The organism is Kitasatospora sp. NPDC028055, from assembly GCF_040637885.1.
GTDB lineage: Bacteria > Actinomycetota > Actinomycetes > Streptomycetales > Streptomycetaceae > Kitasatospora.
This window is the reverse complement of the sequence record NZ_JBEZXE010000007.1, coordinates 47,682-60,676: the sequence shown is the minus strand read 5'-3', so window position 1 is coordinate 60,676 and position 12,995 is coordinate 47,682. Positions and strand designations below refer to the sequence as shown.

8 protein-coding genes are annotated in these 12,995 nt (G+C 70.5%); all 8 read left to right on the top strand.

Annotated elements, in window-relative coordinates; genetic code table 11:
• Positions 1-156 precede the first annotated feature (156 nt).
• The 8 genes from AB0F71_RS11100 to AB0F71_RS11065 all read left to right on the top strand — a co-directional run bounded on the left by AB0F71_RS11100 (position 157) and on the right by AB0F71_RS11065 (position 12,894).
• Complete coding sequence (locus AB0F71_RS11100) at positions 157-2,589, top strand: SpoIIE family protein phosphatase (protein WP_360231298.1); 2,433 nt, start codon at positions 157-159, stop codon at positions 2,587-2,589.
• A gap of 93 nt (positions 2,590-2,682) precedes the next feature.
• A complete protein-coding gene (locus AB0F71_RS11095; RefSeq protein ID WP_360230922.1) occupies positions 2,683-4,533 on the top strand; it encodes an ABC transporter family substrate-binding protein in 1,851 nt (616 codons plus the stop codon).
• Positions 4,534-4,818: 285 nt separating this feature from the next.
• On the top strand, positions 4,819-6,723 hold the full coding sequence (typA, locus tag AB0F71_RS11090) for a translational GTPase TypA (protein WP_360230920.1): 1,905 nt from the start codon (positions 4,819-4,821) through the stop codon (positions 6,721-6,723).
• A 432-nt stretch (positions 6,724-7,155) separates the two neighbouring features.
• Positions 7,156-8,811 carry an ABC transporter substrate-binding protein gene (locus AB0F71_RS11085; protein ID WP_360230918.1) on the top strand — a complete coding sequence of 552 codons (1,656 nt, stop codon included), beginning with the start codon at positions 7,156-7,158 and terminating at the stop codon, positions 8,809-8,811.
• A 141-nt stretch (positions 8,812-8,952) separates the two neighbouring features.
• Positions 8,953-9,879 carry an ABC transporter permease gene (locus AB0F71_RS11080; RefSeq protein WP_360230916.1) on the top strand — a complete coding sequence of 309 codons (927 nt, stop codon included), beginning with the start codon at positions 8,953-8,955 and terminating at the stop codon, positions 9,877-9,879.
• Positions 9,872-10,813, top strand: a complete 942-nt coding sequence (locus AB0F71_RS11075) for an ABC transporter permease (RefSeq protein ID WP_360230914.1) — start codon at positions 9,872-9,874, stop codon at positions 10,811-10,813. The genes AB0F71_RS11080 and AB0F71_RS11075 overlap by 8 nt, the downstream gene beginning before the upstream one ends.
• A 19-nt stretch (positions 10,814-10,832) precedes the next feature.
• On the top strand, positions 10,833-11,885 hold the full coding sequence (locus AB0F71_RS11070) for an ABC transporter ATP-binding protein (protein ID WP_360230912.1): 1,053 nt from the start codon (positions 10,833-10,835) through the stop codon (positions 11,883-11,885).
• A complete protein-coding gene (locus tag AB0F71_RS11065) occupies positions 11,878-12,894 on the top strand; it encodes a dipeptide ABC transporter ATP-binding protein (RefSeq protein WP_360230910.1) in 1,017 nt (338 codons plus the stop codon). The genes AB0F71_RS11070 and AB0F71_RS11065 overlap by 8 nt, the downstream gene beginning before the upstream one ends.
• The last annotated feature ends 101 nt before the right edge of the window (positions 12,895-12,995 follow it).

Sequence of the window (12,995 nt, the reverse complement as noted above, 5' to 3'; positions counted from 1 at the left end):
GGTCATGCCGCTGTGCCCGGGCAGGCCGGTTCCCCGCACCTGCCCGTACCGCCGGCACCACCGGCCCGCGCCACCGCCGGCCCGGGCCGCGACGACCGCGCCGCGGCCCACCCGGCGGCCGAACCCCGGTCCTGGGGCGGCGGGGACCCGGGTTCGATCTACGACTACATCCGGGTCGCCACCTTCGCGATCGGCCCCGACGGCCGGATCAGCCAGTGGAGCGAGCGCGCCGCCGAGTTCTTCGGCGTCCCGGCCGCCGAGGCCGTGGGCGCCGACCCGATCAGCACCTTCGTCCCCCGCGAACTCTGGCGCCGCGGCCGCGCCCGGCTGGAGCGCACCCTGGCCGGGGAGGAGTGGGTCGGCACCACCCCCTACCGGGACGCCGCCGGCGGCGAGGGACTCGCCGAGCTCTACCTGATGCCCGACAGCGCCCTGCCCACCGCGGGCGCCACCTGTCTGGCGGTCGACCTCGGCCGGCTGCGCCGGATCGAGACCGACCTCGCCGCCTCCGAGGCCGTCTTCGGGCAGACGCCCACCGGCTTCGTGCTCTTCGACGACCGGCTGCGGCTGCAGCGGGTCAACGACGCCTTCGCCTCCGGGATGGGCCTGGTGCCCACCGACCTGGAGGGCCTCACCCCGCACGACCTCTTCCCGCCGTCCGAGGCCGACCGGCTCAGCGCCGCCCTGCGCAAGGTCCTGGCCACCGGCGAGCCCGTCTTCGACCTGCGCTTCCACAGCGCCGTCCCGACCCGCGAGGGCAACCGGCTCTGGGCCGTCTCGCTGTACCGGCTCAACGGCTCGGCCGGGCAGCCGATGGGCGTGGCCGGGCAGGTCTCCGACGTCACCAGCCGGCACGTCGCCGAGCGCGAGGCCGACGGCGTGCGCCGCAACCTCGCCCTGCTCAACGAGGCCAGCGCGCACATCGGCTCCACCCTCGACCTGGAGACCACCGCCAAGGAACTCCTGGACGTGGTCGTCCCGCCGTTCTGCGACCTCGCCACCGTCGACCTGTACACCGCGCTGCTCTCCGGCGAGACCGTCCCCAGCGCCGGCCGCCTCGGCGACACCGTGCTCACCGACGGCAGCGGCGAACTGCGCCGGGTCGCCGTCTCCAGCGTCATCGGCGGCGCCTCCTCGGTGCTCGGCTCGGTCACCGGACTGCCCATCGCCGAAGCCGGCGGCACCCTCTGCTACCCGCGCCGCTCCCCGCACGCCCGGGCGCTGCGCACCGGCCGCAGCGTCGTCCCCGAGCCCGGCCGCGACCCGCTGCTGCGCTCCACCCTGATCGTCCCGCTGGTCGCCCGCGACCAGGTGCTGGGCCTGGTCCAGCTCTCCCGGGCGATCGGCAGCGAGCCCTTCGACGCCCGCGACGTGGCGATCGCCGAGGAACTGGTGGCCCGCGCCGCCGTCTGCATCGACAACGCCCGGCTCTACCGCCGCGAGCACGAGCGGGCGCTGATCCTCCAGCGCAGCCTGCTGCCCCCGGGCAACCCGGCCGCCAGCGGCCTGGAGATCGCCTGCCGCTACCTGCCCAGCAACAACAACACCGAGGTCGGCGGCGACTGGTTCGACGTCATCCCGCTGCCCGGCAACCGCACCGCCCTGGTCATCGGCGACGTGATGGGCCGCGGTCTGCGCGCCGCCGTCGCGATGGGCCAACTGCGCACCGCGGTACGGACCCTGGCCATGCTCGACCTCGACCCGGCCGAGGTGCTCGGCGCGCTGGACGAGATCGCCCGCGGCCTCGGCGACGACTCCGTCCCGGTCGGGCCGCCCACCGCGTACGGCCGGCTCACCTCGACGGCCGACGAGGAGGCCCGCGAGGTCTACCTGGCCACCTGCGTGTACGCCGTGTACGACGCCGTCACCCGACGCTGCATGTTCGCCAACGCCGGCCACCTGCCGCCCGTCCTGCTCAGTCCCGGCGAGCCCGCCCGGATGCTCGACGTGCCGCCCGGCTTGCCGCTCGGCGTCGGCGGCGAGCCCTTCGAGGAGGTCGAGCTGACCCTCCCGGACGGCGCGGTGCTCGGCCTCTACACCGACGGCCTGGTGGAGAGCCGCAAGCACCAGCTGGACGAGGGCCTGCGCGCCTTCCGGGCCGCGCTCAGCGACCGCGGCAAGGGCCTGGAGGACCTCTGCGACCACGTCCTCGGCGAGCTCGACCCGCACCACGGCGAGGACGACATCGCCCTGCTGATGGCCAAGGTGCACGCCTTCCCCGAGGACGCGGTCGGCAACTGGTTCCTCCCGCCCGAGCCGACCTCCGTCGCCAAGGCCCGTGAACTGGCCTGTAGTTGGCTGCTCGCCCGGGGGCTGGACGAGCTGGTCGACACCACCGAGCTGCTGGTCAGCGAGCTGGTGACGAACGCGCTCAAGCACGGCCGGGGCGAGATCCGGCTGCGGCTGCTGCGCGAGCGCAGCATGGTCTGCGAGGTCTGGGACGACGGCTACGCCCAGCCCCGGCAGCGGCGCGCCCAGGAGACCGACGAGGGCGGGCGCGGCCTGCAACTGGTCAGCCTGCTGGCCGAGCGCTGGGGCAGCCGGCGCACGCCCAAGGGCAAGATCGTCTGGTTCGAGCTGGCGCTGTAGCGCCCGGCGGGGCTGGGCCGTACGGGTGCAGTCGCCCGGCGGCCCGCCGTGTCGGCGCGGGCCGGGTGGGGCGGGCGGCGTTCGATGGCCGCCATGCGTGTCCGCCAGCTCACCGCCGCAGCCGCCGCACTGCTGCTCTCCGCCGGGCTCGGCGGCTGCTCCGACGACCAGGGCCGCGGCCCCTCGCCCGCGCCGACCCGGGCCGAGCCCACCGCCACCACCGGGGACGTCCGCGCCGCCGACCGCGGCGCCGTCCGGGACGGCGGCACGCTGCACTGGGCGCTGGACGGTGTCCCGGCCACGCTCAACGTCTACCAGCGCGGGGCGGGCGCCGACTCGGCGCTGCTCGCCCACGCGCTGTACCCCTCGCTGTTCCGGCCCGACGAGCACGGCCGGCTCGTCCCGGACCCGGACTACCTGGTCGGCGCCGAGTCCACCCCGCCCGGGCAGCAGCCGCAGGTGGTCACCTACCGGCTCAACCCGCAGGCCGTCTGGACCGACGGCACCCCGCTGTCGGCGGCCGACCTCAGTGCCCAGCGAGCCGCCCTGTCCGGCCTGGACCCGGCCTACCGGGGCGGGCCGGCGGCCGGGTACGAGGCCATCGACTCGGTCGCCCAGGGGGCCGACCCGCACGAGGTCAAGGTGACCTTCCGGCGGCCGTACGCCGAGTGGCGGGCCCTGTTCGGGCCGCTCTACCCGGCCGCCGAGACCGCCACCCCGGCGGCCTTCAACCGGGCGCTGACCGGCACCGGCCACCTGAGCGCCGGGCCGTACGAGCTGACCCGGTACGACGAGGACGGCGGGCGGGTCACCGTGGAGCGCAACCCGCTGTGGTGGGGGGACCGGCCGAAGACCGACCGGATCGACTTCCTGGCCGCGCCGCCCGAGCGGCGGCTGGACGCGCTGGACCAGGGCCGGCTGGACGTCGCCCCGCTCACCGCCGCGGTGGACCGGGCGGTGCCGCCGCCCGCGCCGTCGCCCTCGGCCGTACCGTCGTCATCGCCCTCGCCCTCGGCCGTACCCTCGCCCTCGTCGTCGGGCAAGGGCGGTTCCGCGACGGCCGCCGCCCCGCCCGAGGCGGTGCCCGAGGCGGCGGTGCTGGCCCTGCGGCGGGCCGAGTCGCTGCCCGGGGTCACCGTGCACCGGGCGGCCGCCCCCTCGCTCACCCAGCTCACCCTCAACGCCGCCCGCGGCCCGCTCGGCGACCCGGCCGTGCGGCAGGCGGTGGCCCGGGCGGTGGACCGGCGCTCGATCGCGGAGGCCGCGCTCGGCCCGCTCGGCCTGCCCGGCGCCCCGCTCGGCAGCCACCTGCTCGCCGGGGACCAGGAGGGCTACCGGGACGACAGCGCCGCGATCGGACCGGCCGACCCCGCGACGCTGCTGGACGGGGCCGGCTGGAAGCTGATGCACGGGGGCACCCGGACCAAGGACGGCAAGGAGCTCGCCCTCACCCTGCTCGTCCCGGGCGGCTCCGCGACCGCCCGGCGCACCGCCGACGCGCTCGCCGTGGACCTCGGCGCCTTCGGCATCGCGGTCACGACGCGGGCCGTGCCGGCCGACACCTTCGTCCCGGAGCAGCTGGCCGACGGCGACTACGACCTCGCGCTGTTCTCCTGGCCGGCCGGCCCCAGTCCGGCCGTGGAGCAGCGCGCCGCCTACGCCAAGCCCCGGCCGGACGCCGACGGCACGCTCGAGTCCCGCGGCAACTACGGCCGCAGCGGCACCGAGGAGATCGACCGGCTGTTCGACCGGGCGGCCGCCGAACTCGATCCGGCGGCCCGGCTGGACCTGCTGCAGGAGGCGGACGTCCGGATCTGGCAGCTCGGGCACTCCGTCCCGCTCTACCAGCGGCCGGAGCTGGTGGGGGTACGGACCGGCGTGGTCGGGGCGGGGGCCTTCGGCTTCGGGTGGCCGCGCTTCCAGGACGTGGGCTGGAGCCGGTAGCGGGGCCGCGCGGCCCGGGCCGCCGGAGCGCGAACGGGGGTGTCGGAACTCGACCGCGGGGTGAAGGGCGCGTGACTCGTCTGTGATCTTGGTCCCGCCCGACCTGCTCGTTTCTGCCCCCTTGGGCGCTTCCCCGTACCATAGGGAAAAGCCGAGGCATGTCCAGATGCCCGGCGGGTGGACCGGTAGTAGCAGGCGGAACGGGTGGCGCGGCCGAAGGGCCGCCGATGCGCGTCTCGCGGCCGGGCCCGCCGTAACCCACGATTCCGGGAGAATCCGCTAGGCATGCCCACGCGCAACGACATCCGTAACGTCGCCATCGTCGCCCACGTCGACCACGGCAAGACCACGCTGGTCGACGCCATGCTCAAGCAGGCCGGCGCCTTCGCGGCCCACCAGCAGCTCGACGACCGCATGATGGACTCGAACGACCTGGAGCGCGAGAAGGGCATCACCATTCTCGCGAAGAACACCGCCGTCAAGTACCACCCGAAGGATGGTGGCGCGCCGATCACCATCAACATCATCGACACCCCGGGCCACGCCGACTTCGGTGGCGAGGTCGAGCGCGGTCTGTCGATGGTGGACGCGGTCGTGCTGCTGGTCGACGCCTCCGAGGGCCCGCTGCCGCAGACCCGCTTCGTGCTGCGCAAGGCGCTCTCGCAGCGCCTGCCCGTCATCCTGTGCATCAACAAGACGGACCGCCCGGACTCCCGGATCGACGAGGTCATCAACGAGACCTACGACCTGTTCCTGGACCTGGACGCGGACGAGGAGCAGATCGAGTTCCCGATCGTCTACGCCTGTGCGCGTGACGGCGTCGCCTCGCTGACCAAGCCGGAGAACGGCACCGTTCCGGCGGACAGCACCAACCTGGAGCCGTTCTTCTCCACCCTGCTGGAGCACGTCCCGGCCCCCAGCTACGACGTGGACGCGCCGCTCCAGGCCCACGTCACCAACCTGGACGCCGACAACTTCCTCGGCCGCATCGCGCTGCTGCGCGTCGAGCAGGGCGAGCTGCGCAAGGGCCAGACCGTGGCCTGGATCAAGCGCGACGGCACGATCCAGAACGTGCGCATCTCCGAGCTGCTGATGACCGAGGCGCTCACCCGCAAGCCGGCCGAGATGGCGGGCCCGGGTGACATCTGCGCCGTCGCGGGCATCTCCGACATCATGATCGGCGAGACCCTGGCCGACCCGGAGAACCCGATCGCGCTGCCGCTGATCACGGTGGACGAGCCGGCCATCTCGATGACCATCGGCACCAACACCTCCCCGCTCGTCGGCCGCGGCGGCTCGGGCAAGGGCGCGGACGCCAAGTCCGGCGTCAAGGTGGACCGCAAGGTCACCGCCCGCCAGGTGAAGGACCGCCTGGACCGCGAGCTGATCGGTAACGTCTCGCTGCGCGTCCTCGACACCGAGCGTCCGGACGCCTGGGAGGTGCAGGGCCGCGGTGAGCTGGCGCTGGCCATCCTGATCGAGACCATGCGCCGCGAGGGCTTCGAGCTGACCGTCGGCAAGCCGCAGGTCGTCACCAAGGAGGTCAACGGCAAGACCCACGAGCCGGTCGAGCGCCTCACGGTGGACGTGCCCGAGGAGCACATGGGTGCCGTCACCCAGCTCATGGGCGTCCGCAAGGGCCGGATGGACAACATGTCCAACCACGGTTCGGGCTGGGTCCGGATGGAGTTCGTCGTGCCGTCCCGCGGCCTGATCGGCTTCCGTACCGAGTTCCTCACCAGCACCCGCGGCACCGGCATCGCCCACTCGATCCACGAGGGCCACGAGCCGTGGTTCGGCCAGCTGACCACCCGCAACAACGGCTCGCTGGTCGCCGACCGCGCCGGTGTGGTCACCGCCTTCGCGATGACCAACCTCCAGGAGCGCGGCGTGCTCTTCTGCGAGCCGGGCACCGAGGTGTACGAGGGCATGATCGTCGGCGAGAACTCGCGCTCCGACGACATGGACGTGAACATCACCAAGGAGAAGAAGCTCACCAACATGCGGTCCTCGACCGCCGACGTGGCCGAGTCGATCGTCCCGCCGCGCAAGCTCTCGCTGGAGCAGTCGCTGGAGTTCTGCCGCGAGGACGAGTGCATCGAGGTGACCCCGGAGACGGTTCGCATCCGTAAGGTCGTGCTGGACCAGAAGGACCGCGGACGTACCGCCTCGCGCGCCAAGAAGGCGTGATCCGGACGGCTTGACCGGCCTTTGGCCGGAATGCTTCGCCCCCCTTTCCGATGGAGAGGGGGGCGAACTTTTTCAACTACTCCAAGTTGTCGGGGCCGCTATTAACGGAATAGCGCTCATCACACCCAGGTGTCCGCTGAGCGAACGTGACAGTTCGTCATCCGTGACGACTGTCCGTTTGGTGCCTGTCTGGCTATGTCTCATATGTCCGGTTTTCGAAACTTACCGACTGTTCATGTGACCTAATTGAGATCGTCACTGGTCACTTTCGTGTCCGTGCGTGACGGATAGTGGGTGCAGTCAGGCTCGGGTCAAGGGTGAACGCGCAGGGGTGCGCGCCGAAACCACGAGCGCGGACGGCATTGCGGGCCCGGTGACAACCGATCCGTGGTGCCCTCCTCGTCGCAAACGTCGAATTCAGGAGGCACACCGATGCGTGGTGTGAGCCAGGCCAAGTGGGTTGTCGCAGCTGTCGCTGTCGCGCTCGCCGCGACTGCTTGTAGCAGCAGCGGCAGCAGCGACACCTCCGGCGGGAGCTCGGACAGCGCCGCGGTCGACCCCTCGGGCACGTTCAGCTTCCAGAGCGCGGAGCCGCAGCGCCCGCTGCAGCCGGCCAACGCCATGGAGAACCAGGGCGGTCGCATCGTCAAGCAGCTCTTCACGGGCCTCGTCGACTACGACCCCGCGACCGGTGCTCTTCGCAACCAGGTGGCCGACAAGATCGAGACCACCGACGCCAAGAACTACACCGTCACGCTGAAGTCCGGCTGGACCTTCCACGACGGCACCCCGGTCACCTCCAAGTCCTTCGTGGACTCCTGGAACTGGTCCGCCAACACGGCCAACAACCAGATCAACTCCGACTGGTTCTCGGACATCGTCGGCTACGACGCCGTCCACCCGGAAAAGGGCGACCCGACCGCCAAGGAGATGTCCGGCCTCAAGGTCGTCGACGACACCCACTTCACCATCGAACTGTCGCAGCCCGTCTCGTACTTCACGTACAAGCTCGGCTACTCGGCCTTCTTCCCGCTCCCCACCGGGTTCTTCGCGGACCCGAAGGGCTACGGCGAGAAGCCGGTCGGCAACGGCCCGTACCAGTTCGTGTCGTGGGAGCACAACAAGGCCATCACGCTCAAGGCCTACGACAAGTACACCGGCACCAACAAGGCGAAGAACGGCGGGATCGTCTTCCGCGCCTACACCTCGCCCGAGGCCGCGTACAAGGACCTGATGTCCGACACCCTGGACGTGCTGGACCAGGTCGACTCGACCGACCTGCCCAAGTACAAGGACGACCTGGGCAAGCGCGCGATCGACCAGGCCCAGGGCGCGATCCAGAACATCTCCTTCGCGCTGTACAACGCGGACTGGTCCTCCATGGACAAGGACAAGGCCGCCAAGGTGCGCCAGGGCCTGTCGATGGCGATCGACCGCGACACCATCACCAAGACCGTGCTGAACAACAGCCGTCAGCCCGCCGACTCGTTCGTGGCGCCGGGCGTCATGGGCTACAAGGCCGGCGTCTGCGGCGACGCCTGCAAGTACGACCCGGCGAAGGCCAAGCAGCTCGTCACCGAGAACGGCGGCGTTCCCGGCGGCAAGATCACCATCCTGTACAACTCCGACGGTGGCCACAAGGAGTGGGTGGACGCGGTCTGCAACTCGATCCGCCAGGCGACCGGCGTCGAGTGCCTCGGTGACCCGAAGCCGGACTTCAAGACCTCGCGTGACATCGTCACCAAGAAGCAGGTCCAGAGCATGATGCGGACCGGCTGGGTGCAGGACTACCCGCTGAACGCCAACTTCCTGCGGGACGTCTACGGCACCGGTGCCGCCGCGAACGACGCCGGCTACTCCAGCCCGGAGTTCGACAACCTGGCGAAGCAGGCCGACGCGGCCACCACGGTCGAGAAGACCGCCGAGCTCTACCAGCAGGCCGAGGCCGTCCTGGCCAAGGACATGCCGGCGATCCCGCTCTGGTACTACAAGACCAACTCGGGCTACTCGAACAACGTCCAGAGCGTGAAGTTCAACTCCTTCGGCGACCCGGTCTACACCGACGTCGAGGTCAAGAAGAAGAAGTAATCGGTCGGCACCGCCTGACCCGGTGACAACGGCCGGTGCCCGTCCCATCCCCACAAGGGCGAGGACTGGCACCGGCCGTTGGCACGCCGACTTATCTCTTGCCGGGTTGACGGGCCCGGCAGAGCCATACATGGAGGCACGATGGGGCGCTTTGTCGCGAGGCGACTGCTCCAGATGATTCCGGTGTTCCTCGGAACGACCGCACTCATCTTTTTCATGGTGCACTTGCTGCCCGGTGACCCGCTGGCGGCACTGTGGGGCGACAAGGCGCCGGACCCGGTGCAGCTCGCAGTCCTGAGGCACCAGCAGCACCTGGACCAGCCGCTGGTCCAGCAGTACCTCTCCTACATGGGGGGCCTGCTCACCGGTGACTTCGGCACGGCACTGGACGGACGTCCGGTGCTCGACAAGATCACCGAGGCGCTCCCGGTCACGGTCCGGCTGGCGCTGTTCGCGTTCGCCATCGAGATCGTGGTCGGCATCGGCATCGGCCTGTTCGCGGGTCTGCGCCGCGGCAAGCTCTTCGACAAGGGCGCGCTGGTCTTCACCCTGCTGCTGATCTCGATCCCGGTCCCGGTGCTGGGCTTCCTGTTCCAGACGATCTTCGGCATCAACCTCAAGTGGGTCACGCCGACCGTCCAGCACAGCGACGACATCACCCAGCTGGTGCTGCCGGCCGTCGTGCTCGGCTCGCTGTCGCTGGCCTACGTCGCGCGCCTCACCCGTACCTCCATCGCCGAGAACATCAAGGCCGACTACGTCCGCACCGCGGTGGCCAAGGGCCTGCCGCGCCGGAAGGTCATCGGCACCCACCTGCTGCGCAACTCGCTGATCCCGGTGGTCACCTTCCTCGGCACCGACCTCGGCGCCCTGATGGGCGGTGCGATCGTCACCGAGGGCATCTTCAACGTCCAGGGTGTCGGCCACGCGCTCTACCAGGCGATCAACATGAAGGAGGGCGCGACCGTCTCCGGCTTCGTGGCCTTCCTGGTGCTCGTCTACCTGGCCGCCGGCCTGATCGTCGACCTGCTTTACGCGGTCCTGGACCCGAGGATCCGGTATGCCTGACCTGACCGAGAAGAAGACGGCCGGGAAGATCCCGGCCCAGACCACCGTCGCGCCGGCCGCCAAGCCGGAGAAGCCGCGCAGCCTCGGCTCCGACGCCTGGCACGACCTCCGGCGCAAGCCGATCTTCGTGCTGTCCGCGCTGCTGATCCTGCTGCTGATCGTGATCGCGATCGCCCCCGGGCTGTTCACCTCGGTGGACCCGCGGGCCGGCGACCTGCGCAACCACTTCCACACGCCGCCGAACTACAGCCACTTCTTCGAAGGGGACTGGTTCGGCTACGACGGCCAGGGCCGCAGCATCTACGCCCGCGTCATCTACGGCGCCCGCGCCTCGGTCGTGGTCGGCATCTGCGTCACCGTCGGTACGGCCGTCATCGGCGGCATCACCGGCATGCTCGCCGGCTACTTCGGGGGCTGGATCGACACGATCATCTCCCGGGTCACCGACATCTTCTTCGGCATCCCGCTGCTGCTCGGCGCGCTGGTGATCCTGAACGCCTTCCCCACGCGCACGATCTGGAGCGTGGTCTTCGCCCTGGTCGCCCTGGGGTGGACCCAGATGACCCGTGTCATGCGCGGTTCGGTGATCACGGTCAAGCAGTCCGACTTCGTGACGGCGGCCCGGGCGCTCGGCGCCAGCACCAGCCGGATCATGTTCCGGCACATCCTGCCGAACGCGATCGCCCCGGTGATCGTGGTCGCCACCATCGCGCTCGGCGGCTTCATCGCCCTGGAGGCCACGCTGAGCTTCCTGGGCATCGGTCTGCAGGACCCGACCATCTCCTGGGGCATCGACATCAACTCGGCCCAGAAGCTGATCCGTACGGCGCCGTTCGCCCTGTTCTTCCCCGCAGGCATGCTGAGCCTCACCGTGCTGGCCTTCATCATGCTCGGCGACGCGGTCCGCGACGCCCTCGACCCGAAGCTCCGCTGAGAGAAGAGGTGACGACCCGATGACCACCGTGATCGAGAAGAACAACCAGAACAAGGACCGTCTCGAAGTCGGAACCCCGCTCCTGGAGGTCAAGGACCTCCACGTGGAGTTCCACACCCGGGACGGGATCGCCAAGGCCGTGAACGGCGTCAACTACTCCGTCTCGGCCGGCGAGACCCTCGCCGTCCTCGGCGAGTCCGGCTCCGGCAAGTCCGTGACGGCCCAGACCATCATGGGCATCCTGGACATGCCCCCGGGCAAGGTGACCCAGGGCGAGATCCTGTTCCGCGGCCAGGACATGCTCAAGATGAGCAACGAGGAGCGGCGCAAGATCCGCGGCCGGAAGATCGCGATGATCTTCCAGGACGCGCTGTCCTCGCTCAACCCCGTGCTCAGCGTGGGCTACCAGCTCGGCGAGATGTTCCGGGTGCACGAGGGCGCCTCCAAGGCCGAGGCCAAGGCCAAGGCCGTCGAGCTGATGGACCGGGTGCGCATTCCCGCCGCCAAGCAGCGGGTGAACGACTACCCGCACCAGTTCTCCGGCGGTATGCGCCAGCGCATCATGATCGCGATGGCGCTGTCGCTGCAGCCCGACCTGATCATCGCCGACGAGCCCACCACCGCCCTGGACGTCACCGTCCAGGCCCAGGTGATGGACCTGCTGGCGGAGCTCCAGGCCGAGTACAACATGGGCCTGATCCTGATCACCCACGACCTCGGCGTGGTCGCCGACGTCGCGGACAAGATCGCCGTGATGTACGCGGGCCGGATCGTCGAGACCGCCCCGGTGCACGAGCTGTACGCGAAGCCCGCGCACCCGTACACCAAGGGCCTGCTGCGCTCGATCCCGCGCCTGGACCAGAAGGGCCAGGACCTGTACGCGATCAAGGGCCTGCCCCCGAACCTGCTCAAGGTTCCGGCCGGCTGCGCGTTCAACCCCCGCTGCGACGTCGCCACCGACCTGTGCCGCACGGAGGTCCCGCTGCTGCACCACGTGACCGACGAGGACGGCACGGAGATCACCGGCCGCCGCAGCGCGTGCCACCTCTGGAAGGAGACCCTCCATGGCTGAGAACATCCTGGAGGTCAAGGACCTGGTCAAGCACTACCCGCTGACCCAGGGCGTCCTGTTCAAGAAGCAGGTCGGCGCGGTCAAGGCCGTCGACGGCATCAGCTTCGACCTCAAGAAGGGCGAGACGCTCGGGATCGTCGGCGAGTCCGGCTGTGGCAAGTCCACGCTGGCCAAGGTGCTGATGAACCTGGAGCGGGCCACCTCCGGTCAGGTGCTGTTCAAGGGCGAGGACATCTCCACCCTGGGCGGCGCGGCCCTCAAGGCCGTCCGCCGCAACATCCAGATGGTGTTCCAGGACCCGTACACCTCGCTGAACCCGCGCATGACGGTCGGCGACATCATCGGTGAGCCCTTCGAGATCCACCCCGAGGTGGCGCCCAAGGGCGACCGCCGCAAGGCCGTCCAGGACCTGCTGGACGTCGTGGGTCTCAACCCGGAGTACATCAACCGGTACCCGCACCAGTTCTCCGGCGGCCAGCGCCAGCGCATCGGCATCGCAAGGGGGTTGGCGCTCAAGCCGGAGATCATCATCTGCGACGAGCCGGTCTCCGCGCTGGACGTGTCCGTCCAGGCGCAGGTGATCAACCTGCTGGAGCAGCTGCAGGGCGAGTTCGGCCTGTCGTACATGTTCATCGCGCACGACCTCTCCATCGTCCGGCACATCTCCGACCGCGTCGGCGTGATGTACCTGGGCAAGATGGTCGAGATCGGCTCCGACGAGGAGATCTACGAGAACGCCACCCACCCGTACACCCAGGCGCTGCTGTCGGCCGTGCCGGTGCCGGACCCGACGGCGCGCGAGAACCGCGAGCGGATCATCCTGACCGGGGACATCCCCTCGCCGGCCAACCCGCCGTCCGGCTGCCGCTTCCGCACCCGCTGCTGGAAGGCGGAGGAGCGCTGCGCCGAGGAGATCCCGCTGCTGGCGATCCCGACCACGCTGGAGGGCCCGGCCGCCCACGAGTCGGCCTGCCACTTCGCCGAGGTCCGGGAGTCGGCCGCGGCCTGACGTCCCGTACGCACCAGGAAGGGTCCGCGGCTCCGGCCGCGGGCCCTTCCGGCGTTCCGGGCGCCGGGGAGGATCCGGCGCCGCGTCAACTCGGCAGGGGG

What these genes read in the sequence shown, in the direction of transcription:
- AB0F71_RS11095 (WP_360230922.1), top strand. Translation starts at nt 2,683, where the DNA reads ATGCGTGTCCGCCAGCTCACCGCCGCAGCCGCCGCACTGCTGCTCTCC.
- typA (WP_360230920.1), top strand. Translation starts at nt 4,819, where the DNA reads ATGCCCACGCGCAACGACATCCGTAACGTCGCCATCGTCGCCCACGTC.
- AB0F71_RS11085 (WP_360230918.1), top strand. Translation starts at nt 7,156, where the DNA reads ATGCGTGGTGTGAGCCAGGCCAAGTGGGTTGTCGCAGCTGTCGCTGTC.
- AB0F71_RS11080 (WP_360230916.1), top strand. Translation starts at nt 8,953, where the DNA reads ATGGGGCGCTTTGTCGCGAGGCGACTGCTCCAGATGATTCCGGTGTTC.
- AB0F71_RS11075 (WP_360230914.1), top strand. Translation starts at nt 9,872, where the DNA reads ATGCCTGACCTGACCGAGAAGAAGACGGCCGGGAAGATCCCGGCCCAG.
- AB0F71_RS11070 (WP_360230912.1), top strand. Translation starts at nt 10,833, where the DNA reads ATGACCACCGTGATCGAGAAGAACAACCAGAACAAGGACCGTCTCGAA.
- AB0F71_RS11065 (WP_360230910.1), top strand. Translation starts at nt 11,878, where the DNA reads ATGGCTGAGAACATCCTGGAGGTCAAGGACCTGGTCAAGCACTACCCG.